The following is a 22,141-nucleotide window of genomic DNA, read 5'->3' as shown; positions in this document are numbered from 1 at the left end:
GTACATGGTGACACTTTTTGATCGGAAACAGCCATCAGATCAGCCGCATGGCGCTCATGTTCATCAGGAAGGTTACACGACCTATAAGGAACCGGATACGCGTGTGCCGCCAAAACCGCGCCCGGTCTTCGACGCTGTATCCGTCAATGGCGTAGCGATTGATGAAACCAGTATTTTGACAGAGGCGCAAAACCATCCATCGGAAAATCCCGGGGAAGCGCTACTGGCTGCAGCGCGTGCGCTGGCGGTGCGTGAACTTCTTTTGCAACGGGCAGGAGAGCTTGGCCTCGCGCCAGCGCACGAAAAAGATGCCGAAGGGCGTAGCGAGACCGATGAAGATGCGCTTGTACGCATGGTGATCGAGCAGGAGGTTGCAGTTCCATCGGCAACGCAGGATGAAGCCTTGCGTTTTTACGAGAAAAATCGACAACGTTTCACCAGTGAACCCATTCTGGAGGCCAGTCATATACTGATTGCTGCTGATCCCGCCGATGAGAAGCAGCGCGATAGCGCGCGTGAAGCTGCGGCGCAAATCGCAGCCTCAGTGATTGCCGAGCCGGATCGTTTCGCTGCGCTTGCCCGTGATTGCTCTGCGTGTCCGTCCAGTGCACAAGGCGGTAATCTGGGACAACTAACACGGGGCAGCACTGTGCCGGAATTCGAGCGGGCTCTGGAACGTCTGAAGCCAAGCGAGATCACAGCAGCACCGATCGAAAGCCGCTTTGGCTTTCACATCATCCGTCTCGACCGCAAGGTCGATGGCGAGGCGCTTCCCTTTGATTATGTTGCGGACCGAATTGCGGGCTGGCTGGAGGCATCGGCTTGGTCGAAAGCTGTTTCGCAATATATCGCAATTCTTGCCGCAGATGCTACAATCACCGGAATTGATCTTCTGGCGGATGATCGGGGAAATGCATGAACCACAGGCCCAGTCTGGCTGCTATTCACTGTGTGAAGGATTTGCCGGTCGATCATTTTCTGGTCGATGTTGTGGCGCGAGCGCGGGATGAAGGTCTGCGGGTCACGGGGTTTCTTCAGTACCGTGGTGCTAAAACCGATGAATGCTGCCGCACAATATCTGTCGAGAATATCGACAGTGGCGAGGTGCGGCTCATTTCGCAGCCATTGGGCGCAGGGTCTGCAGGGTGTCGGCTCGATCCGGCAGCGCTTGCAGACATCGCAGGTGAGTTGCTGGTCGAACTCGACATGCCGACGGATTTGCTGGTCGTTAATCGCTTTGGCAAGGGCGAATGTGAGGGCCATGGTTTGCGCGCGGTTATCGAAACCGCGTTTGCGCGCGGCGTGCCGGTTCTGACCATTGTGCGCGATACTTATGCAGATGGGTGGCGTGATTTTGCAGGTCATTTCGGTGTCCTGCTGGCCGCTGATCAACAGAGCGTAACTGACTGGTTTGACGCGCATATTTCGCGTCGGACCAGGGTTCTGCAAGACAGTTTTTAACAATAACCTCTCTACCCTATGCCCCCGACATGCAGGTACGTTTCGCCGCACCTATAAAGAAGTATTTTATTTGCATGTTTTCGTGAGGACATATAGATGCATATCAGATACGTGATTTAATCATGTGACGCGCGTTCCGGCGGTCCCTCCGCCGAAATGCGCAACAAGGCCGGACAAGGATCGGGCCGCCTGACATGCATTTGATACGGAGACACACATGTCGCAGACACTGAACGAAAACACGGTTGCTATCGTCAAGGCTACTGTTCCCGCGCTCAACGCCCATGGACTGGATATTGTTCATGAGATGTATTCGCGCATGTTTCAGAATCCTGAGATTAGGGACCTGTTCAACCAATCTCATCATGGTGATACCTCATCGCAGCCCAGAGCCCTTGCGGGGGCCATTCTTGCTTATGCCAGCAATATCGAGAATCTGGGTGCGCTTGCTCCGGCAGTGGAACGGATTGCGCAAAAGCATGTCGGCCTTCAAATCCTGCCGGAACATTATCCGCATGTGGCCGAGGCTCTGCTCGGCGCGATCAAAGCTGTTCTGGGCGACGCTGCAACCGATGAAATTCTGGAAGCTTGGGGAGAGGCTTATTGGTTCCTGGCGAACATTCTGATGGCCCGGGAAAATCGTATCTATGACGAGCAGAAAGTCGCCGATGGTGGCTGGAATGGTTGGCGCGATTTTCGCATTGAGGAGATCATTCGCGAGAGCAGCACCATATCGTCGTTCGTTCTTCGCCCGGTGGATGGCGGGCCGGCGATGGAGCACAAGCCGGGCCAGTATCTGACTTTCTGGTTTGAAATCGACAATCAGGCGCCGATCAAGCGGAACTACTCCATTTCCAGCGCAACCAACGGCAAGACCTACCGCATCTCGGTCAAGAAGGAGCAGGGAGGTGTAGCTTCCAGCTGGCTTCATGAGCAGGCCGGTGTCGGTAGTGTCATCAAGGTTGCAGCGCCAGCGGGTGAGTTTTTCCTTGCAGAAAACCCAGCGCGTCCGGTGGTTTTGCTGTCTGGTGGGGTGGGCCTTACGCCGATGGTCGCCATGCTGGAAACCATTGCTGACCGACACCCTGCGCTTCCAACGCAGTATATTCACGGCACGCATGATCGTGAGACGCACGCGATGCGAGATCACGTTCGCGCACTTGCTGCAAAGGGCAGTACTATTCGCGTGAGCGACTTTCATCAAACGCCGCTTGCCGGTGAGGAAATTGGCGGCGATTACGATCATGCGGGACTGATTACGGATGAGTGGCTTGTTGCAAACACGCCGTTGAAGGACGCTGATTATTATATTTGCGGACCGCGTCTTTTCCTTCGCGCCGCCGTGTCAGCGCTCTCGCTTGCTGGCGTGCCTTCCGACCGAATTCACTATGAATTTTTCGGACCTGCCGACGAACTTCTGGCAGCGTGAGGTCGCTCTCAAATAATGTGCGACGACAAAACATGGAACGGGTGAAAGCCCGTTCCTCAGACTAATCCACCAGGTCAAAGCCAAGCGGTGGCTTGCGTTCAGTCAAGCGGCGCATGACTGTCTTGTCTGTCAGCAGGTCTTCAACCGTATAGCTATCGAAGACACGAAGCATCGCTTCAACACCCTGAGCGAGCACGCCTGTGAGGCCGCAAGCGGGTGAAAGTGCGCATCCCGGGCAATCTGCCAGTTGATGGAGCCCTTCCTCAGTATGTCGGACAACAGCGCCAACCGATATCATCTTCGCAGCACGCGCCAGACGCAGGCCTCCGCTCCGTCCACGAACAGTTTCAATGAAGCCACCACTCACCAGACCATTGACGACCTTCATCAAATGGTTGTGGGAAATTGAATATGCGTTGGCAATTTCTCCAATCGAGCACAGACGGTCCTCATGAATTGCCAGATGGATCAAGACGCGAAGCGAAAAGTCCGTATAGAGCGTCAAGCGCATATGATTTTGTCGGTGCCTTTCGTTCGCGTAAGATGTGAGAGGAATATGAGCTGTTCGGTATTACACAGGACGTCGCCAGACATCTCTTGTTTGGCGTGCGTATAATAGCCGTCTCAGGCAGCTTTCCTATCAGTTTATGCCGGGCATGTTAAGCAGAACCCAAAAAGGCTTTCGTTGAGCCTTACGAAGATGAGCCACTTTTCAAAAGCGCGGCAAAACGCGGGTCGAAATGTCTGCTGATCTGCTCCAGCGCCGCTCCCTTCGCTACTGCCCATATGTCGGTTATCCCGACCAGCAAACGGGGCAGCGTTCGCACTGGATAGTCAACACTGGAAGAAACGAGCGGTTCGATGCGGTCTACAAGCCGATTGACCAAAAGCTTCGGTGCTCCGCCGCACAAAATGACGGTTTGGGGATCGAAAAACGCCTCTATCGTATGGATCGCTGATCTGAGTTCCAAAGCCGCCCGTTCCAGCCATGCTTCGACTCGGGGGTCGTTCTGCAGCAATATGGTTTCAAGCTCGGCGGACAAATCGGGCTGTGCTTCGTCGAGTTTCAAATGCTTGTAGAGTGACGAAAGAGAGGCGTGGTGTTCCAGTGGTGTCTCCGGACCCCGATTGGCCATCAGCATAGTGCCAATTTCACCGGCATTGCCTTTGCTGCCTGTATAGATTTCTCCATTCAGTATCAGACCGGCGCCAACGCCGTATCCAATATAAACACAGACAACATTGTCGAGCCCGTCTGCAAGGCCGACCATTTTTTCTGCACGTGCACAGGCCGTCGCATCGTTCTGCAACGTTACCGTCAGACCTGTGCTTTCGGTGAGTCTGTCAATCAAGGGGAAAGATTGCCATGCGCTCATCACCCACCGGTCATCCTCGGGAACCGGAGTGCCAAATGGTCCAGGCATCGCGACACCAAGTCCCGACATTCGGTAGTGCCCATGGGGAAATTCGCGTGCAAGCGCAGCCTGCACTTCAGCAATTTCCTCCAGAATGATGGCGCAGCCCTTTTCGGGGTCATCAGGTGGCAGGACGGCTTCCCGACGCATCACTTCATCGCCGGTCAGATTGACGACGACGATCCGCGTCAAATGTCGGTCGATCTGAACCCCCAGTGCAAATGCACCCTCCGACACCAGTCGATAGGGCGTTGCCGGTTGTCCGCGACCTTGTCTGACGACATTCTCCGAGCTCACCAATCCGTCGCTTTCCAGACCTTCAATGAGGTTGGAAATAGTCTGTTTCGTGAGGTTTGTCGCGCGGGCAAGTTCGGCGCGTGAAAGCGACCGGTTCTGACGCAGGGCGTCGATAATCACCCTGCGATTATGCGCACTTGTGCCTTCATGGTTGGTGCCGCTTGTGGCCCGAATGTCGCTCTTTCTTGGCATCCTCAATCCCTCTTGACACCAATAGATATTTATAACACGTTTAAGTCAATGGATTTGACTTAATAAAGAACATGAACATTTAACGGTGGAACAACAGCTCTGAATTCACGGCAACAAGGCAATGTGCGGGGCACGTTGCACGGGCCAAAGTCAAGTTAACGGGAGGTAACATGCTTAAATCAATTCACACGATCCTGCTGGGTACGCTGGCCGTATCCGCTTTCTCCGTCCCTCATGCTTTTGCCGAGACGACCCTGAACGCTCTGTTCATGGCGCAGGCCGCTTATAGCGAAGCAGACGTGCGCGCGATGACGGATGCCTTTCAGGCGGCCAATCCGGATGTGAAGGTCAATCTGGAATTCGTGCCTTATGAAGGCCTGCACGATAAAACGGTTCTGGCTCAAGGGTCGGGGCAGGGCTATGACGTCGTGCTGTTCGATGTGATCTGGCCAGCCGAATATGCAAGCAACAATGTCCTCGTTGATGTCTCTTCGCGCATTACGGACGAAATGAAGAAGGGCGTTCTGCCGGGTGCCTGGACGACGGTTCAGTATCAGGATAAATATTACGGTATGCCGTGGATTCTGGATACCAAGTATCTGTTCTACAACAAGGAAATTCTTGAGAAGGCGGGCATAACCAATCCGCCAAAGACTTGGGCCGAGCTGAACGATCAGGCCAAGATCATCAAGGATAAGGGCTTGCTGGCATCGCCAATTGCCTGGAGCTGGGCGCAGGCCGAAGCAGCCATTTGCGATTACACCACATTGGTCAGCGCTTATGGCGGCGACTTCCTGAAGGATGGGAAGCCTGCGTTCGATAAGGATGGCGGACTGGATGCCCTCAAATATATGGTGGACAGCTATAAATCCGGCCTCAGCAACCCGAATTCGAAAGAGTTCCTCGAAGAAGACGTGCGCAAGGTCTTCCAGAATGGCGATGCCGCTTTCGCTCTGAACTGGACCTATATGTATAGCAAGGTCAATGATCCTGCAGAAAGCAAAGTGGTTGGCAAAGTGGGTGTTGTGCCTGCACCGGGTGTTGACGGCAAGAGCAAGGTCTCGGCGGTCAACGGCTCGATGGGGCTCGGCGTGACGACCACCAGCAAACATCCCGACGACGCATGGAAATACATCGTCTTCATGACGTCGCAGAAAGTCCAGAACGATTATGCGAAACTGTCTTTGCCAATCTGGGCATCCTCTTATGACGACCCGGCTGTGTCCAAGGGACAGGAAGATCTGATCGTGGCGGCGAAGCTCGGTCTGGCTGCCATGTATCCGCGTCCAACGACGCCGAAGTATCAGGAAATGTCCACGGCATTGCAGCAGTCCATTCAGGAAGCCCTGCTGGGGCAGTCTTCGCCGGAAGATGCCCTCAAATCCGCAGCTGAAAACAGCGGTCTCTAACACGCTAACGGGGGTGGGCGCGCACGCATCCACTCCCTTCTTTTATACAGGCTGAGGTGCAAACAATGTCCGGCAACTGGATGACAATGCGAGCGTGGTTGCTGATGCTCCCGTTACTCGCCGTCATGATCTGCGTGATCGGCTGGCCAATGTTTGAAACGGTCCGTCTGTCATTCACAGATGCAAAGCTTGTCGGCACTGGCGGCGAATTTGTTGGAATCGCCAATTACTTGAAGATGCTGTCCAGTACCAATTTCCAGCGCGCCTTCTGGACCACGACCTGGTTCTCCCTCATCTCGGTCACGGCCGAAATGGTTCTTGGCGTTTTGGCCGCCCTTTTGCTGAACCAGCAGTTTTATGGCCGCACTATTCTGCGCGCTTTGCTCATTTTGCCATGGGCGCTACCAACGGTGGTCAATGCAACGCTTTGGCGTCTCATCTATAATCCTGAATATGGTGCCCTCAATTCGCTGTTGACGCAGCTTGGCATTATTTCCGAATATCAGTCATGGCTCGGTGAACCGTCAGCGGCAATGACAGCTCTGATTGTCGCCGACTGCTGGAAGAATTTCCCGCTTGTGGCACTCATCGCACTGGCGGCGCTGCAAGCAGTGCCACGAGACATAACGGCCGCATCGCTTGTGGACGGCGCGGGTCCGCTTAACCGCTTTCGGTTTGTCATTCTGCCATATCTCGCAGGACCGTTGATGGTGGCTTTGGTGCTCCGCACGATTGAGGCGTTCAAAGTCTTTGATATCATCTGGATTATGACACGCGGCGGCCCGGCCAATTCAACGCGAACACTTTCTATCCTTGTGTATCAGGAAGCCTTTTCCTTCCAGCGGGCCGGATCGGGCGCATCGCTGGCGCTCATTGTGACGTTGATCGTTACAGTTCTGGCTTTGGGCTATGGACTTCTGGTGCGTAAAACGGCGGGAGCGGCAACGTAATGGAACGTCGAAACCCAATCGCTACTTTCTTCGTTTATGTCGCCGCGCTGTTGCTGGCAGTCGTGATCCTCGCGCCGTTGTTCTGGCTTTTTGTCATGAGCATTTCGCCGATGGCGGATTTGTCTGTGCGCCCGTTAAAATGGTGGCCTACAACGGTCGATTTCTCACGCTACCAGGCTCTGCTGTCCGCTGTTCCAAACAGTGCTGGCGCGGCCTTCGTCGCATCGATGTATAACAGTTTGAGAGTGGCGGGCATGGCGACATTGGTCGCGATCCTCGTTGCAATTCCTGCCGGTTGGGCAGTTTCACGAACGTCGCGCATCGGGTGGTCGCTAACACTGGTCATTGGAACCTATATGCTGCCCCCTGTTGCGCTTGCGGTTCCGCTCTACATGGTCTTGGCAAAACTTGGCCTCCTGAATTCGGTGTTTGGCCTCGCGCTGGTTTATTTGACCATTCTAGCGCCTTTCACCACATGGCTGATGAAATCCGGCTTCGATGGTATCCCGCAGGAGATTGAACAGGCGGCCATGATTGATGGTGCAAGTCTTTTCCAGACATTGCGCATCATCACCCTGCCGCTTGCATTGCCGATTGTTGCGACATCTGCCCTGTTTGCATTCCTGCTCGGCTGGGATGAATTTTTCTATGCGCTACTGTTCACGTCGGATCAGCGAGCGCGAACACTGACAGTTGCCATTGCCGATCTCGCTGGCGGGCGTGTTTCCGATTACGGCTTGATTGCAACCGCTGGCGTTCTGGCTGCGCTGCCTCCGGTTATTGTCGGCCTTTTGATGCAGCGCGCACTTATATCCGGCCTGACCAGTGGTGGTGTGAAAGGATGATAATGAATACGCAAAAGCCCCGTCCAGAAGGACTTGTCGCAATCGATAAGGAAATGGCGCGCCAGTTCGGCGATGCCCTGATTTCCTTTCAGAACAATCGTGATCTTGCCGAAAAGATCGCCGGGAGTTTGCGTAAGACTGGCAAACTGTTGCTGTTAGGGATGGGCGGTTCGCATGCTGTCAGCCGTGCAGTGGAGCCACTCTATCGCGCCCATAATATTGATGCGGTCGCCATACCACTTTCGGAACAGCTTGGTGCGCCTCTGCCCATCGAGGGCAAGACCGTTCTGGTCACATCACAGTCCGGCGAGAGTGCCGAGGTCGTGCGCTGGTTTGCCGAGAAGAAGGGCAATGCAGACATATTTGGCCTGACGCTCGACGCTCAGTCGTTTCTCGGCAAAAAGGTTGATTGCCTGGTGGGACATGGCGGCGGAGAGCTGGCATTTGCCGCAACCCGCAGTCTGACGATCAGCTTTGCGCTACATCTGGCCATACTTGCGGCGCTGGGCGACGATCCGGATTCGGCGCTGAACGTACTGAAATCGCCTCGAACTGTTGTGATCGATGCAGCGCTTGGCTGCATTGCCGGTGTCGATACGATTGTCACGTCAGGGCGCAGTCTTCAAGGTGTTGCGGAAGCAATCGCTCTTGGCTCTACGGAGCTTTCGCGCGTGCCGAGCTATTCTCTGGAAGGCGGTCAGTTGCGTCATGGCCCGATGGAAATGCTCTCGCCCAAGGTTGGCGTCGTCCTGTTCAAAGCTGATGATGCGACTGCACCGCTGGTGACAGCAATGGCGGAGTCTGTTGTCGAGGCCGGTGCGAAGCTGGTGGTGTTCGACGCTTCTGGCGAACCGCCCGTTCCGGGAGCGGTGACAATTTCCGTTGCCGCAGCGAGTGGGCTTGCAGCCATATTCGAGATCCTGCCCGCGGCACAGCGGCTCATGATAGCTTTCGCCGACATGCGCGTCGAGAACGCCGGAACGCCGGTCCGCTCTTCCAAAATCACACGGAGCGAGTGAGTGAGGCCAATCGCAATTATCGGCAACGTCAATGTCGACATGATCCTCGGTCCCACTGCAGCCTGGCCGCAACCGGGAACCGAGAACATTGTCAGCCATGATGAGTTGCGCGTCGGCGGTTCGGCGGGCAATTCTGCCCTGACGCTTATGGCGCTTGATGTGCCGTTTCAGATGGCTGCCAATACCGGTTCAGACCAGTTTGGGCGTTGGCTTGCCGAGCATTTTGTTGATCATGCCAGTCAATGGGCGGTGTTCTCAGGCAAGACTACCCTGTCAGTTGGTCTGACGCATCCAGACGGCGAGCGAACGTTCTTCACGACGCTCGGCCATCTGCCGCATTTTTCCATTGAAGATACTTTGGCGGGACTTGATGGTCAGGCTCTGTCTGGTGGTCTGGCGCTGCTGTGCGGAAGCTTTCTGACTGACAGGTTGGCCGATGCTTATGACCAGTTTTTCGATTGGGCTGATCATCACAATATCGACGTGGCACTTGATACTGGCTGGCCTGTTGAAGGCTGGACCGAACGAAACCGAAGTCGCGCGCTTTCATGGTTGAAACGCTGCAAATTCGCAATGTTCAATGAGGTTGAGACAGTCAATCTTGGAAACTCGGCTGACCCTATAGAGGCTGCACGCAGCCTTTCTCAGATTATGCCGGACAGCGCCCTTTTTATCGTCAAATGCGGCCCGAATGGTGCATTTGCAGTCGAGCGTGATGGCAGTGTTATATCGGTGGATGCACCGCAGGTGACGGTTATCGACACCATCGGTGCGGGCGATGTCTTCAACGCGGCTTTCCTTGCGTCTTTCGCCAAGGGGCAGCCGGTTGAAGCAAGTTTGCGAGCCGCTACACGCAGCGCTTCTAGGGCAATCTCGACCAACCCGCGGGCATATGAATCGGATACCGAAGGAGCGCTTGCATGAGCACCCTGACTATAAGCAATGTATGCAAGAGCTTCGGGTCGACCGACATCCTCAAGGGTATCGATCTGTCGCTGGCCAGTGGTGAGTTTCTGGTTTTGCTCGGCGCTTCTGGCTCCGGCAAATCGACATTGCTCAACATTATTGCGGGTCTGGCCGAGCCAACGAGCGGCGACATTCGCATCGATGAGCGTTCTATCGTTGGCGTTCATCCCAAGGACAGGGACACGGCGATGGTGTTCCAGTCCTATGCGCTGTACCCAAATCTGAATGTAAGGCGCAATATTGGCTTCGGTCTCGAAATGCGCAAAGTGCCAGCCGCAGAAAGGGAAAAAGCTGTTCTGGAGGCGGCGCGCCTTCTACAGATAGAAAACCTGCTGGATAGAAAGCCGGCGCAGCTTTCTGGTGGGCAACGTCAACGTGTTGCAATCGGACGCGCACTGGTGCGACACCCGAAGCTGTTCCTGTTTGACGAACCGCTGTCCAATCTTGATGCCAAACTGCGCATGGAAATGCGCGCCGAGTTGAAGCGACTGCATCAACTCATGAAGACCACAATGGTTTATGTCACGCACGATCAGATCGAAGCGATGACGTTGGCGACGCGGATTGCGGTGATGCGCAACGGGCGCATCGAGCAATTGGATACACCAGAGAATGTTTATAATCGCCCTGCGACCCTTTATGTGGCGACATTTGTCGGCGCTCCGCCGATGAATATGCTGGAAGCCACGTTTAACGGGGATCGTTTGACGATTGATGGCACGGAAACCAGCATTCCGGCGAGCAGTCTCCCAAATGTTACCCATGGCAAGCGGGTCCTGCTGGGTGTCCGGTCAGAAGCAATCGGACGGGAGCGCAAAGATCACAGTGTTGCATTGCGTATGAAATGCGATATCGCAGAACTCACCGGCCCAGAACTGATCGTCACAGGGACGGTGGGTTCGCAAAGGCTCGTGGCAGCGTTGCCGCCAAGTCACAAAGTACAGCCGGGTGAAGAGTTCGATGTCATGCTCGATCCCGAGAATGTCCATCTCTTTGATCCCGAAACCGAATTGCGACTGAACTGATTTCTCCGGCTTAATACAGCCCGGGGGTCAGTCCAATAGCTTCATCGCCGTCTCTTCGTCCGTAATGAGGCCATTGATGATCTGGCCTCGGAGCGCCGACAGCAGTGGCTGTACTTTGCGCTGTCCTGAAGCCACACATATGCGTTGTCTGCTGACATTGATTTGCGGCGCGACGCTGGTAATCCGCAGATTTGTCGCGCCATTGACGATCTTCCCGTCGATATCGAATGCCCAGCCGCAAATCTCGCCAACGCCACCGAGCCTGTTGAGTTCAAAAAGCTCATCACGGCTGAGAAAGCCTTCTTTGGCGAGTGGAGAATCCGCAGCCAGATCGCTGATGCCTGTCAGCCAGAGGTCGGCAGTTGACGCCAGTTCATGAACGCGCCGTACCGGCTCAATTGCCAGCAAGGCATCCCTTTCTTCCACTGACGAAAGATAAAGCGGCAGGAGGAGAGGGTAATGCTGTGCGCTGACCGTTTCCGACAGTTTGATCAAGGCATCGAAAGGGCTTGCCGATCCGTCGATGCCGATATGGCCCACCAACGATACCAGGCGATGAACAGAGCCGTTGAGTGGCGAAACGCGCTGGACCGTGGCGCGCATGGTGCGGCCGGTGCCAAGCGCCATGACGATGGCGGTTCTGGATCGCAATTGCCGTTCGATAAAGACGGCAGCCGCTTCAGGAACCGTCGTCGAGCCTTCCGGCCACGCACCTTCCGAGGGGACGACGTCGCAGTAAACGAGGTCGAATTTCTCCGACAGTCTTCCTGCAAGCTCCATGCAGTTTGCAATTGGATGGTTCATCCGAAATGTAATCAGCCCTTCGGACCGGCATTGCGAAACAAATCGCTGCGCCGTCGGGCGGGAAACGCCCAGCATCTGGGCGATCTCGTCCTGGGTCTTGCCGGCAATATAATAAAGCCAGCCCGCTCTTGCGGCATCGTCCAGTCTGGGCTTGTCGTTATCGGCCATCGGCGGAAATTTCTCTTAGTAAGGAAGGTAGATCGGCAGCATGCTTTAAAATGTGATCCGCACCGGCATTACGCAATGTTTCAGTGTTGTCCAGTACGGAATAGTGACTCCCACCGGTAAATCCGACAGCCGTCATGCCTGCAGCCTTGGCAGCTTTCACGCCGCTTGGGCTGTCCTCAATGACGACACATCGCGAGGCCGATACGCCCATCTGTCTGGCCGCATAAAGAAAGAGGTCAGGAGCTGGCTTGCCATGCTTCACCATCGTTGTACTGAAGATATTGCCTTCGAAAAGCGGCAGCAGACCCGTCTGCCCCAATGATATCTGAAGTCGCTCCTCATCGCTAGACGATGCAACGCAGCGGGGCAGTGGTATCGCTTCAATTGCCGAACGAATTCCCTCGACGGCAATCAGTTCCTTTTCGAAGCGTGCAAAAAGATACTCTCGCCAGCTTGAGACAAAGGTGTCGGGCAGCGGCTTGTTGGTTTGCTCGGTAAATGCATCCGTCACTGCCGATGCCGGACGCCCCAAAAACGTGCGCAGCGCATGATCGAGTTCCGTTGGTACGCCATGCCTGCTCAGCACATCGGCCACTGCGCCGCAGCTGATGATTTCGCTATCGACCAGCACGCCATCACAGTCAAAAATCACCAGATCGAATGCCAGTGGGGCGGAGTTTTTGGGATTGATATCCATTGAGCGACTCGTGAGAAAATGATTGATGTATGAGCGTATGATAAGCATGACGTATTGCGAAGAGCAATAAGTCTTCGGTAAAATAGTCGGCTTAATGCGATTAAAGCGTGATTATGCCGAATCTCGCGCGATTATAAAAATTGGCTGGACAAACCTATATCGGAGCGTATGCTCATTATTAAAGCACTTGATCGATATGGGAGGAAACGATGAAGCGTCTTCTGGTGGCATCTTTGATGCTAGGCTGTTCTATGCTCTCTACGCTGGCAGCAGAGGCCAAAACGCAGCTCGAATTCTGGCATGCGATGGGAGGCGTGCTTAACGACCGCGTCAGCGAACTGTCCAAGAAGTTCAATGAATCTCAGGATGAGTATGAGGTTGTCCCGGTAAACAAGGGCAATTACGAAGAGCTCATCAATGCGATGATTGCGGCTTATCGTGCAAAGCGGGCGCCTGTCATCGTGCAAACCAATGAGCGTGCATTTCTGACCATGCTGAACTCGTCGGCGATTATCCCCGTCGCCGATTTGATGGCCAAGGAAGGCTATACTATTGATTGGAGCACGGTGATTGCGCCGGTTGCCGCGTATTACAGCGACAAGGGCAAGCTGCAGGCTTTACCATTCAACTCGTCAACGCCGATCCTTTGGTACAATCAGGATCACTTCAAAGCGGCAGGTTTTGAAAAACCTGCCGACAACTGGGAAGAGCTGACGCAACAGCTGCACGCAATCCATGACAAGGGCGTTTCAAAATGCGCAATGGTCTTGCCGGGCGACTATGAATGGAGTTTCCTCGAAAACTATGCTGCCGTGAACGACTTCCCTTATGGCACAAAGCGCAACGGCATTGACGGTATCGACACCGAGTTTATTTTCAACAAGTCTCTGACCCGTCAAGTTGAGCGTATGCATGACCTTGTTTCGAGTGGAGTGATGGAAATCGCGGGTCAGGGAATTCAGCCGGTCCAGCTTTTCACTTCAGGCACCTGTTCGACGATTATTGCATCGACTGCATCCCATGCCGCCGTAGAGGCTTCGGCCAAATTCCCGTGGAATGCGACTTTCCTTCCCCATGAAAAGGACCGCACCGCACATAACAGTGTCATCGGTGGCGGCGCTTTATGGGCAATGAAGGGCCATTCCGATGATGAATATAAAGGCGCTGCAGCATTCTTTGATTTTCTTGCTAAGCCCGAGACCCAGGTTTGGTGGAGCAAAAACACCGGCTATGTTCCTGTTACGACGACAGCTTACGAGGCGCTGAAAAGCGAAGGCTACTTCGACAAGCACCCGACCCGGGCCATTGCGATTGAGCAGCTTATGCGCAAGCCGAATTCCGATAATTCGCTTGGTTTCCGGTTCGGTAATTCCAATCAGGCCAATATCTTCATTATGGAAGAAGTGATGGCAGCCTCACTGGGGCAAAAGCCGGCACGGGAAGCGCTGGATTCCGCTGTTACACGGGGCAACGAAGTGCTTCGCCGCTTCGAAAAGCTGAACGCAGGAAAATAATACAATGAAAGCACAAGGTGGAGGTGCTTTCCGACTGCGCTCCCCATTTGGGGAGCGGCAGGAAAGCGGTCTGAAGCGCGCGCATTTTCGGGAATGGAAGACGCCGGTTCTGCTACTGGCACCGCAATTGCTCGTCCTGCTATTCTTCTTCTTTGTTCCCTCATTCCGAGCGCTGATTCAGGCGTTTCAGCTCAACGATCCGTTTGGCGGCTCGGTGCAATGGGTCGGGTTTTCCAACTTTGCGGCATTGTTCGCTAGCCCGCCTTATTGGATGTCAGCCAAAATGACGCTCTGGTTCACGCTGGCACAGAACGCAATCACGCTTTCGGTCGCGCTGCTGTTTGCCTTCGCGACCAACCATGTCATTCGTGCGCGTGGCGCTTATCGTACGATCCTGCTGCTTCCTTACGCAATTGCTCCTGCAGTCGCGGGCATTATGCTGGCATATTTGTTCAATACCCGTGTTGGTCCCATCGCACAGATGTTGCATATGCTGGGGATCGGCTGGGACCCCACAAAAAACGCCACTGATGCGATGATCCTTGTCATCCTTGCGGCGTCGTGGAAGCACATCTGCTACAATTATATCTTTCTGGTAGCAGCATTGTTGGCTGTGCCCCGTTCGATCCTGGAATCTGCAGCCATTGATGGTGCTGGACCACTTCGCCGGTTTCAGCGAATTTCCCTACCGATGATCGCGCCCACACTGTTCTTTCTGGTCGTCATCAATTTCGTCTACGGCCTGTTCGACACATTCGCGATTATCGATGCCACCACACGTGGCGGCCCCGCAGGTGCGACGTCGATCCTCGTCTATAAGGTCTATCAGGATGGCTTCGTCAATCTGGACATGGGCTCATCAGCTGCTCAATCCGTTATATTGATGATACTCGCTCTCGCCCTCACATTCGCGCAGTTCCGCCTCGTCGAGCGGCGCGTCAATTATGCGGTGTAACTCATGCATGAAAGAACACCGATCCTCGATGCAATTTGCCATGCGGTTCTCATAATCGGGATCGTTCTCGTTTGTCTGCCGCTTTATTTCGTGGTGGTCACGGGTTCGTTGAGCCAGCAGGACGTGTTGAAAGTGCCGATGAGTTGGCTGCCGGGCGATCAGTTTCTGGTCAATTCGCGCGAAGTTCTGACAACGATTCATTTCGGACAGCTTTTGCTGAACACATTTATCGTGGCTCTTGGCATTACGGTTGGAAAACTGGCTCTGTCAGTGCTCGCCGCCTTTGCGGTCACTTACTTTCGCTTTCCGTTCCGAATGACCGCTTTCTGGCTGATATTCATATCGATGATGCTGCCAATCGAGGTCCGCATTGTTCCAACCTATGAATCCGCAGCCAATATGGCGCTGCCGTTGAACATCATTTTTGCGTGGCTCGGTGTTTCGGTAGAGTTGAACTGGAACATGGTGAACACCTATCCCGGACTAATCCTGCCGATCATCGCTTCCGCGACGGCCACATTTTTGTTCAGACAGTTCTTTCTGACAATTCCGGACGATCTGTGTGAAGCAGCGCGCATTGACGGCGCCAAGCCGATGCAATTCTTCTTTCGCATTCTGCTACCGCTATCGCGGTCGAACATTGTGGCGTTGTCGATTATTCTCTTCCTGATGGGCTGGAACCAGTATCTGTGGCCTTTGTTGATGACGACCGACCCCAATATGGCAACGGCCGTTGTGGGTTTGAAACAGGTCATGCCGCAGTCGGACGGTCTTCCGACATGGCATCTTCTGATGAATGCCTCGCTTTGGACCATGCTTCCACCAGTGCTGGTGATCCTCATTATGCAGCGATGGTTCGTGAAGGGCCTCGTCGACAGCGGCAAATAGCAAGATAATTGGAGAATATGAAAATGGTGAAGATCATTGGTCATCGTGGCGGGCGCAATCTGTGGGCTGAAAACAGCATAGCCGGATTTCAAAACCTGCTCGCTTTGGATGTCGACGCGGTGGAGCTTGATGTTCATTTGAGCTCTGATGGTGTCCCGGTTGTGATCCATGACCCATTGCTTGATCGCACCACGAATGGTCGGGGGGCGGTTCAGGCGCAAAGTGCAGAGGCGCTTGGAAAAGTCCTCCTGAATGACGGTCGCGGTCAAACTGTACCAACTCTGGCGGCCGTTCTGGATATCTTCGCTCCCACCAAGCTGGAGCTAGAGCTGGAGATCAAGATAGATGAGCGTGGGAGACCTTATCCCGGTATGCCCGAAAAGATCATCGCGCTTGCTCAAGAGCGCAATATGCTCGATCGCGTCTTCCTTACCTGCTTCGTGCCGGAAGTTCTGGAAGATGTCCGTATGAAATTTCCCGACCAGCAATTGCTGATGTCGATTGACCGGCGCTCGGCGGAGTTCTTCGGTGGATTTGAAAAGGTGCTCAAGCGCGGCAACGATGTTGCAACGGTTCTGGCCTTCGAGAAGAGCTTGCTCGAGATCGTATTGGACCAATGTGTGGCAGAGGTTGGGACGCCAAGGCTAGGATGCTGGGTGCCTAACACGGAAACCGAGCTTGAGTATTGGTTGAGCAAGCCAATCGGCCAGCTGACGACTGATAGGCCCGACCTTGCAGTTCTTGTTTCTGGCCGACAGTCATCATCGGTCAATCGGCAGAAAGGGTGAGCCTATGGCATCGGTTGAGCTTCGTTCAATTCACAAGACCTATGGCAATGTGGAAGTCATTCCGGGTATTGATCTGTCGATTGCTGACGCCGCGTTTGTTGCGCTTGTTGGACCTTCAGGGTGCGGCAAGTCAACATTGCTTCGCATGATTGCCGGTCTTGAACAGATAACCTCTGGTGATCTGCATATTGGCGACAGGAATGTAAACCGTGCTAATCCCAGCGAGCGTGATGTTGCCATGGTTTTCCAGAACTATGCGCTTTATCCGCATATGTCTGTCTTCGACAACATCGCATTCAATCTTCAGCTTGCGGGCCGACCGAAAGCCGAAATACGGGATCGGGTGAATGAAGCTGCTCGTATGCTGGATCTGACTGCATTATTGGACCGCAAACCGCACCAATTGTCTGGAGGTCAGCGCCAGCGTGTCGCAATGGGGCGCGCCATTGTGCGAAAACCTTCTGTTTTCCTGTTTGACGAGCCGCTTTCCAATCTGGATGCAAAATTGCGCGTTCTGATGCGCGCTGAGATCAAGGAACTACACCAGAAGGTAAAGATCACGTCGATCTATGTCACGCATGACCAGATTGAAGCGATGACACTGGCGGATAGAGTGGTGGTGTTGAACAAAGGGCGGATCGAACAACAGGGAACGCCTATGGAACTCTACACAAAGCCCGCCAATGTCTTCGTCGCAGGCTTCATTGGTTCGCCGTCCATGAACTTCCTAGACGCGACCGTCGAGCAGGGTGCGGCAGGCGCTGCTATCGTTCTGAGAAATGGCGCAAAACTGGACCTGCCCAATAGCAATCTCGATAGAAACGGCACGGTCGTGCTGGGGTTACGCCCAGAGCATCTGGAAGTCCGCCGCGACGGTGGCATTCCGGCAAAAGTGCGTCTTATCGAACCCACCGGGGCTCAAACGCATGTCGTGCTTGAAGTCGGCTCCGAAAAATTGACGGCTGTTGTTGACAGTGAAATGCCGCTGACAGTTGGTGATGTGGTCGGTCTGAATATCGCGCAGGAGCGCGTGCATCTATTCGATCCGTCCAATGGTGCTCGTATCAACTAGTGACCGCCGCATGGCATGTCGGTAGAGCTTTAAGAACGCTCATTTTTGATGGCTTCAAAAAGCCAGGGGCAATCGGCGACAGCCGGTGCGCGAATGCCGCGAGCGGCAGCGTCGAGCCGCATGTCGCGCAGCCGCTTTCGACCACCTTCTTCTGTCAGGTAGAGACGCTCATGCCCCCAGAAAGAAGGGCCGTCTGTTGTTTCATGCGGCTCCCAATTTGCGGGGTCAATCTGTCGTCCACCCCAACCATTTTCTACAAAGAAACCGGAAGGTGTGTTTGCATAGAATGATGTCATATAGTCGTTAGTATGGCGTCCAAGCGTATAGGCTAGCCTGCCGTCTTCAAGCCCTGCAAGGTCGTATCCTTGTCCGACATCATCGAGATTCTTGAACTCAACCATAAAGTGATGGAAGCCCTGTTGACCTGAACCCACCATCGCAAAACTATGGTGTCGGTCATTCACATGGAAGAAGTAGAGCCCATAGGGCTTCAGTCCATAATCCGTGACATGGAAATCCAGATTATCCCGATAGAAGGGCATCATAATCTCGATATCCTTCACATGCAGCACTGCATGTCCCATGCCGAGCGGCCCGGTGTTGAACCCTGATATGGGGCGGCCCGGAACGAAAAGATCGGAAGCAATCATCGGTTGCCAGATCAGTTCGACGCGATTGCCCATCGGATCGTCGAACCATACCATATCTGCGCAAAATCGCTGATCGCAAAGCGCGGCATTGGCGCGATGAACGCGGGTGCCGACCGCTTCCAGACGCGATGCATAGTGATCGAGGTCTTGTTGAAACGCGACTTCCCAGCCCATGCAAGCCAGTGTTTCGCCCGGTTCATCCATCACGATCAAGCGCTGCATGCGGTCATCCATCCGGAATGCAAGTTGCCCGGCCGTGCGGTCAATCTTCTGCATGCCAAGCAAACCGGATGCAAAGCCGGCCCAGTCATCAAGCTTGTCGGAGCGCACGCCGATATATCCCAGAGCATTGATGGCCATGGCCTTTTCCTCCTCGAAAGTTCCGATTAGCCCCGCTTTGGGCGGGGCCGTAAGCATCAGGCTGCGTCGGCAATTGGATTTGACAATGTGCCAATGCCGCTGATTTCAACCTCAACGCGGTCACCCGCAAACATATAGAGCTGAGGCTCACGGAATTTGCCGACACCGCCAGGCGTTCCGGTGGCGATAACGTCGCCGGGCAGCAGTTTGGTCACCGTTGAAACATAGGCAATGATTTCGCCAATCGAGAAAGCCAGATCGGAAATCGGGGTCGTCTGGACTTCCAAACCGTTTACCCGGGTGCGCAGATGCTGTTCTTCCGGGTTCGGCAGCTCGTCTTTCGTGACCAGCCATGGTCCCATGGAGCCGGTATCATCAAAGCTCTTTCCGGGCCAGAACTGGGTCGTATGGCGCTGGAAGTCGCGGATTGAGCCATCGTTGAAGCAGGAATAACCGGCAATGTAATCAGCGGCATCTGCGGCGCGGATATTGCGGCCGGCTTTGCCGATAATGACGGCGAGCTCACCTTCATAGTCGAATTCCTTGGAAACGGCTGGCCGCAGCAGCGCATTCTCATGCCCAAGAACCGAAGAAGAATAGCGCGTGAAGATCGAAGGATATTTTGGCTTTTCGCGACCGGTTTCTTTGATATGTGCGGCGTAGTTCAGGCCGATGCAGAGAATCTTGTCCGGGTTTGGAATTGGCGAAACCAGCGTGACATCCGTTAAAGGAACCGGCGCTTCAGCATTTGCAGACAGTTCGGCTACGGCGTCGGCGTTCAAAACAGCCCGGAGATCGCTGTATCGAGCCTTTAGCGCGGCGGTAGCCTTGTGCAGCCCCGCATCCGTAATGAACCCATATCCTGCACCTTGATCCGCTGTCGTGAATGAAACCAGTCGCACCGTTGTAACTCCCTTCGATCCGTCGAGCGCGGCCCAACCGGGGTCGCGCATTCGTTGGCCTTATGGTGTGGGCAACGAAGCAAGGCCAGATCGAATTGGGGTTGCGTTCACCAGATGAACGGCGTGCTTCAGGCGGAGTGTCTAATCCGCAGCTTCTATGCTTTCGCGCTGATAACGCATTGTCATATCGGGAAAGGCTTCGCATTTGTGGGCGATGCGCGCTGCGCATTCTCGCGCAGGTTCGAGGAAACGGCGGATACCTTCGGCAACAGGAAGCGCGGATACAAACCAGACGACGGTCACCACGGCCTGCACCCGGCCTTTGGCATGTACGGGTACGGACAGGCTGTTGGTTGCGCGGATCAGTTCGCCACAACGCAGACCATATCCTTGCTGCCGGGTGGTGGCAATCTGCTGTGAGATATGGCGACGATCGCCAGCAAGCGCCGCCTGATTGGCCGGATTCTGCGCAAGCCGGTCCAGAATGGCCTCTCGTTCTTCATCCGGGCAGAATGCCAGATAGGCGCGACCGGATGACGTGTGAAGAATGGGTAATCTCGTTCCGACCAGCCCATGCTGGATTGAAAAGGGGCTGGTGCGGTGGGTGGACTCTCGCACCAGCATCATGTCGTTTTGTAATGTGTGCAGGTCGACCGGCCACAAGATCTGCTTGCCAAGCCGTTCGATCTCGGGTGCTGCGCATTCGCGCACCCACGCCTCATCATTATATCCGTCGGAAAGCGAGCGCACATAAAGCGTCGGATACCAGCTGCCGTCTGAAGGGCTGCGTTCGACGAATCCCAGTCCTTCAAGCGTTTCCAGAAGCCGAACCACGGTCGGACGCGGCAAGTCGAGCCGCCGCGCAATCTGCTGCGGATGCGCGCCTTTGTAGAGTGACAGGTCTTGAAGCAGGGCCAGACCGCGCTCCAGAGCGCGGACAGGGGCAAAATTTCGTTTGTTGGTCGGTTCCATGGGCACTTACGCTCGGCGGCGCGGGAGATTGCGTTCGACAGGTGAACTCTAGTCGAAAATGGGTTGAAGTTGAAGTTTCAATATCCCAAACCCGCCGAGAGTTTTTATGGGAGATAATCATGCCGATCAATCGTCGCAACCTGTTGCTGTCGAGCGCCGGGCTTATGGCCGCTGGGCTGTTGCCGGGTTTTCAGTCTGCTGCCCGCGCCGCCGCAGGTGATCCGTTGAAAATCGGCTGGTTTGCCGCACTTTCCGGTCCGTATTCGACGGGTGCGCTGGCGCAGGATGCAGGCCACAAGGCAGCAATTGCTGAACTGAACGGCAAAGGCGGTGTGCTTGGCCGTCCGTTGCAGCTTGTCGCTCGCGATACGGTTGCCGATCCGGGCAAGGCTGTAAACTTCGTGCAGGAACTTCTGTTCTCGGAAAAGGTGAATGTGCTCTTTGGGCCGAACACGTCCGGCGAAGCGATGCCGATCCGCGACTTCATTGCGGAAGCCAACACAATCAACATGCCGACGGCCCTGATCGATCATGTGATCGACCCGGAAGCCTATCCGACGATCTTCCGCGTTGGCGGATCAGCCGGACAGCAGATCGAAGCGGGTATCAATTTCGCCGTCGACCACTATAAGAAGCAGAAAATCGCGCTTTTCGTCGACAATCTGTCTTATGGCGTGCTCTGCCGTGATCTCGCTCTTGAAAAGATGAAGGCACGCAACATCGAGCCGGTTTGTGTCGGCACGCTTGACGCCAACAAGGTTGATCTGGGTGACGATGTCATCAAGGCGCGCGACAGCGGTGCAGATGTACTTCTGGTGTGGTCAGCTTCGTCATCCTTCATGGCGCGCGTTTTGACGGCGCGCGGCGAGCAGAAGTGGGGCATCCCTGCGATTTGCGCCCCGATTTCGCTGAACGCCCAGATCACCGATCTGGTGAAGAAGGAATATCTCGACGGCGCTGTCGGCGTCGGCTTCCGCCACCTTGCGGTGGATGGCGCTGGCAAGTTTGCAGCTGGCATTGAAGCACTGCTTGCCGAGCAGGCACCGATTGTCGGGCCACAGCTCAAAAACGGCATTACCTGGATACTTCTTGGCTACGCTTCCACCAAGCTCTGGGCCGCAGCCGCCGAAAAAGCCGGTAGCGTTGAGACAGATGCTGTGATCGAGGCGCTCGAAACCATGGGAACGACGGACACGCTGTTTGGTAAAGTCGGTTTCGGCTCGGGACGCCGTGAAGGACTTTCGATGGAAGAATATGCGCTCTTTACGATTTCTTCGTTCCAGAACGGCGGCTTCACGCTGGCCTGATCGATTGTAGACGGACTCCCGCATGTTGTGCGGAGCCCGTCACCAAGAGGACTAAA

The 22,141-nt window shown here is 54.8% G+C and carries 22 protein-coding genes; 15 read left to right on the top strand and 7 right to left on the bottom strand.

The window, feature by feature from the left end; translation table 11 throughout:
- The first annotated feature begins 4 nt into the window (after window positions 1–4).
- The 3 genes from FHW03_RS16310 to hmpA all read left to right on the top strand — a co-directional run bounded on the left by FHW03_RS16310 (window position 5) and on the right by hmpA (window position 2,890).
- A complete protein-coding gene (locus FHW03_RS16310; RefSeq protein WP_182521587.1) occupies window positions 5–919 on the top strand; it encodes a peptidylprolyl isomerase in 915 nt (304 codons plus the stop codon).
- Window positions 916–1,461 carry a DUF2478 domain-containing protein gene (locus FHW03_RS16305; RefSeq protein ID WP_182521586.1) on the top strand — a complete coding sequence of 182 codons (546 nt, stop codon included), beginning with the start codon at window positions 916–918 and terminating at the stop codon, window positions 1,459–1,461. Before FHW03_RS16310 ends, FHW03_RS16305 begins: the two co-directional genes overlap by 4 nt.
- Window positions 1,462–1,678: 217 nt before the next feature.
- Window positions 1,679–2,890 (top strand): NO-inducible flavohemoprotein, encoded by a 1,212-nt coding sequence (gene hmpA, locus FHW03_RS16300; RefSeq protein ID WP_182521585.1) that lies wholly within the window; start codon window positions 1,679–1,681, stop codon window positions 2,888–2,890.
- Between the two features lie 61 nt (window positions 2,891–2,951).
- Here hmpA and FHW03_RS16295 read toward each other — a convergent pair whose 3' ends face one another.
- A complete protein-coding gene (locus tag FHW03_RS16295) occupies window positions 2,952–3,401 on the bottom strand; it encodes an Rrf2 family transcriptional regulator (RefSeq protein WP_182521584.1) in 450 nt (149 codons plus the stop codon).
- 181 nt (window positions 3,402–3,582) lie between these two features.
- Complete coding sequence (locus tag FHW03_RS16290; protein ID WP_182521583.1) at window positions 3,583–4,794, bottom strand: ROK family transcriptional regulator; 1,212 nt, start codon at window positions 4,792–4,794, stop codon at window positions 3,583–3,585.
- A gap of 170 nt (window positions 4,795–4,964) precedes the next feature.
- Here FHW03_RS16290 and FHW03_RS16285 point away from each other — a divergent pair, with 170 nt between their 5' ends.
- The 6 genes from FHW03_RS16285 to FHW03_RS16260 all read left to right on the top strand — a co-directional run bounded on the left by FHW03_RS16285 (window position 4,965) and on the right by FHW03_RS16260 (window position 11,008).
- Window positions 4,965–6,203, top strand: coding sequence for an extracellular solute-binding protein (locus tag FHW03_RS16285; protein ID WP_182521582.1), 1,239 nt, complete (start codon window positions 4,965–4,967; stop codon window positions 6,201–6,203).
- A 65-nt stretch (window positions 6,204–6,268) separates the two neighbouring features.
- A complete protein-coding gene (locus FHW03_RS16280; RefSeq protein WP_182521581.1) occupies window positions 6,269–7,153 on the top strand; it encodes a carbohydrate ABC transporter permease in 885 nt (294 codons plus the stop codon).
- On the top strand, window positions 7,153–7,998 hold the full coding sequence (locus FHW03_RS16275; protein ID WP_182521580.1) for a carbohydrate ABC transporter permease: 846 nt from the start codon (window positions 7,153–7,155) through the stop codon (window positions 7,996–7,998). Before FHW03_RS16280 ends, FHW03_RS16275 begins: the two co-directional genes overlap by 1 nt.
- Window positions 7,999–8,000: 2 nt before the next feature.
- Window positions 8,001–9,017: an aminotransferase gene (locus FHW03_RS16270; RefSeq protein WP_182521579.1), complete on the top strand. Its 1,017-nt coding sequence runs from the start codon at window positions 8,001–8,003 to the stop codon at window positions 9,015–9,017.
- Window positions 9,018–9,941, top strand: a complete 924-nt coding sequence (locus FHW03_RS16265) for a carbohydrate kinase family protein (protein ID WP_182521578.1) — start codon at window positions 9,018–9,020, stop codon at window positions 9,939–9,941.
- A complete protein-coding gene (locus FHW03_RS16260; RefSeq protein WP_182521577.1) occupies window positions 9,938–11,008 on the top strand; it encodes an ABC transporter ATP-binding protein in 1,071 nt (356 codons plus the stop codon). The genes FHW03_RS16265 and FHW03_RS16260 overlap by 4 nt, the downstream gene beginning before the upstream one ends.
- A 27-nt stretch (window positions 11,009–11,035) precedes the next feature.
- Here FHW03_RS16260 and FHW03_RS16255 read toward each other — a convergent pair whose 3' ends face one another.
- Window positions 11,036–11,980 carry a sugar-binding domain-containing protein gene (locus tag FHW03_RS16255; protein WP_182521576.1) on the bottom strand — a complete coding sequence of 315 codons (945 nt, stop codon included), beginning with the start codon at window positions 11,978–11,980 and terminating at the stop codon, window positions 11,036–11,038.
- Entirely contained in the window at window positions 11,970–12,677 is a 708-nt protein-coding gene (locus FHW03_RS16250) for an HAD family hydrolase (protein WP_377515010.1), read from the bottom strand. Before FHW03_RS16250 ends, FHW03_RS16255 begins: the two co-directional genes overlap by 11 nt.
- A 209-nt stretch (window positions 12,678–12,886) precedes the next feature.
- Here FHW03_RS16250 and FHW03_RS16245 point away from each other — a divergent pair, with 209 nt between their 5' ends.
- Genes FHW03_RS16245 through FHW03_RS16225 form a run of 5 tightly spaced genes read left to right on the top strand, consistent with a single transcriptional unit; the run spans window position 12,887 to window position 17,894 of the window.
- The gene (locus FHW03_RS16245; protein WP_182521575.1) at window positions 12,887–14,191 is read left to right on the top strand and encodes an extracellular solute-binding protein; all 1,305 of its coding nucleotides are present in this window, start codon (window positions 12,887–12,889) and stop codon (window positions 14,189–14,191) included.
- A 4-nt stretch (window positions 14,192–14,195) separates the two neighbouring features.
- Window positions 14,196–15,146, top strand: a complete 951-nt coding sequence (locus FHW03_RS16240) for an ABC transporter permease subunit (RefSeq protein WP_182521574.1) — start codon at window positions 14,196–14,198, stop codon at window positions 15,144–15,146.
- A gap of 3 nt (window positions 15,147–15,149) precedes the next feature.
- A complete protein-coding gene (locus FHW03_RS16235) occupies window positions 15,150–16,034 on the top strand; it encodes an ABC transporter permease subunit (protein ID WP_182521573.1) in 885 nt (294 codons plus the stop codon).
- A 23-nt stretch (window positions 16,035–16,057) separates the two neighbouring features.
- Window positions 16,058–16,822, top strand: coding sequence for a glycerophosphodiester phosphodiesterase family protein (locus FHW03_RS16230; protein ID WP_182521572.1), 765 nt, complete (start codon window positions 16,058–16,060; stop codon window positions 16,820–16,822).
- Window positions 16,823–16,826: 4 nt separating this feature from the next.
- Complete coding sequence (locus FHW03_RS16225; protein WP_182521571.1) at window positions 16,827–17,894, top strand: sn-glycerol-3-phosphate ABC transporter ATP-binding protein UgpC; 1,068 nt, start codon at window positions 16,827–16,829, stop codon at window positions 17,892–17,894.
- Window positions 17,895–17,923: 29 nt separating this feature from the next.
- Here the strand turns inward: FHW03_RS16225 and FHW03_RS16220 are convergent, their stop codons facing one another.
- The 3 genes from FHW03_RS16220 to FHW03_RS16210 all read right to left on the bottom strand — a co-directional run bounded on the left by FHW03_RS16220 (window position 17,924) and on the right by FHW03_RS16210 (window position 20,778).
- Window positions 17,924–18,904 (bottom strand): VOC family protein, encoded by a 981-nt coding sequence (locus FHW03_RS16220; protein ID WP_182521570.1) that lies wholly within the window; start codon window positions 18,902–18,904, stop codon window positions 17,924–17,926.
- A gap of 56 nt (window positions 18,905–18,960) precedes the next feature.
- A complete protein-coding gene (locus FHW03_RS16215) occupies window positions 18,961–19,806 on the bottom strand; it encodes a fumarylacetoacetate hydrolase family protein (protein ID WP_182521618.1) in 846 nt (281 codons plus the stop codon).
- A 141-nt stretch (window positions 19,807–19,947) separates the two neighbouring features.
- Window positions 19,948–20,778, bottom strand: coding sequence for an IclR family transcriptional regulator C-terminal domain-containing protein (locus tag FHW03_RS16210; RefSeq protein WP_182521569.1), 831 nt, complete (start codon window positions 20,776–20,778; stop codon window positions 19,948–19,950).
- 119 nt (window positions 20,779–20,897) lie between these two features.
- Between FHW03_RS16210 and FHW03_RS16205 the strand changes: the two genes are divergently transcribed.
- Entirely contained in the window at window positions 20,898–22,085 is a 1,188-nt protein-coding gene (locus tag FHW03_RS16205) for an ABC transporter substrate-binding protein (RefSeq protein WP_182521568.1), read from the top strand.
- Window positions 22,086–22,141: the final 56 nt, after the last annotated feature.

Origin of the sequence: Ochrobactrum sp. RH2CCR150 (assembly GCA_014138095.1) — a bacterium.
In the GTDB taxonomy this organism is placed as follows: Bacteria; Pseudomonadota; Alphaproteobacteria; order Rhizobiales; family Rhizobiaceae; genus Brucella; species Brucella gambitense.
Note: the sequence above shows the minus strand (reverse complement) of the source record. Positions and strands in the feature narration are given on the sequence as shown.

Coding starts and splice junctions, on each gene's coding strand:
- FHW03_RS16310 (WP_182521587.1), top strand. CDS start 5: ATGGTGACACTTTTTGATCGGAAACAGCCATCAGATCAGCCGCATGGC.
- FHW03_RS16305 (WP_182521586.1), top strand. CDS start 916: ATGAACCACAGGCCCAGTCTGGCTGCTATTCACTGTGTGAAGGATTTG.
- hmpA (WP_182521585.1), top strand. CDS start 1,679: ATGTCGCAGACACTGAACGAAAACACGGTTGCTATCGTCAAGGCTACT.
- FHW03_RS16295 (WP_182521584.1), bottom strand. CDS start 3,401: ATGCGCTTGACGCTCTATACGGACTTTTCGCTTCGCGTCTTGATCCAT.
- FHW03_RS16290 (WP_182521583.1), bottom strand. CDS start 4,794: ATGCCAAGAAAGAGCGACATTCGGGCCACAAGCGGCACCAACCATGAA.
- FHW03_RS16285 (WP_182521582.1), top strand. CDS start 4,965: ATGCTTAAATCAATTCACACGATCCTGCTGGGTACGCTGGCCGTATCC.
- FHW03_RS16280 (WP_182521581.1), top strand. CDS start 6,269: ATGTCCGGCAACTGGATGACAATGCGAGCGTGGTTGCTGATGCTCCCG.
- FHW03_RS16275 (WP_182521580.1), top strand. CDS start 7,153: ATGGAACGTCGAAACCCAATCGCTACTTTCTTCGTTTATGTCGCCGCG.
- FHW03_RS16270 (WP_182521579.1), top strand. CDS start 8,001: ATGAATACGCAAAAGCCCCGTCCAGAAGGACTTGTCGCAATCGATAAG.
- FHW03_RS16260 (WP_182521577.1), top strand. CDS start 9,938: ATGAGCACCCTGACTATAAGCAATGTATGCAAGAGCTTCGGGTCGACC.
- FHW03_RS16255 (WP_182521576.1), bottom strand. CDS start 11,980: ATGGCCGATAACGACAAGCCCAGACTGGACGATGCCGCAAGAGCGGGC.
- FHW03_RS16250 (WP_377515010.1), bottom strand. CDS start 12,677: ATGGATATCAATCCCAAAAACTCCGCCCCACTGGCATTCGATCTGGTG.
- FHW03_RS16245 (WP_182521575.1), top strand. CDS start 12,887: ATGAAGCGTCTTCTGGTGGCATCTTTGATGCTAGGCTGTTCTATGCTC.
- FHW03_RS16240 (WP_182521574.1), top strand. CDS start 14,196: ATGAAAGCACAAGGTGGAGGTGCTTTCCGACTGCGCTCCCCATTTGGG.
- FHW03_RS16235 (WP_182521573.1), top strand. CDS start 15,150: ATGCATGAAAGAACACCGATCCTCGATGCAATTTGCCATGCGGTTCTC.
- FHW03_RS16230 (WP_182521572.1), top strand. CDS start 16,058: ATGGTGAAGATCATTGGTCATCGTGGCGGGCGCAATCTGTGGGCTGAA.
- FHW03_RS16225 (WP_182521571.1), top strand. CDS start 16,827: ATGGCATCGGTTGAGCTTCGTTCAATTCACAAGACCTATGGCAATGTG.
- FHW03_RS16220 (WP_182521570.1), bottom strand. CDS start 18,904: ATGGCCATCAATGCTCTGGGATATATCGGCGTGCGCTCCGACAAGCTT.
- FHW03_RS16210 (WP_182521569.1), bottom strand. CDS start 20,778: ATGGAACCGACCAACAAACGAAATTTTGCCCCTGTCCGCGCTCTGGAG.
- FHW03_RS16205 (WP_182521568.1), top strand. CDS start 20,898: ATGCCGATCAATCGTCGCAACCTGTTGCTGTCGAGCGCCGGGCTTATG.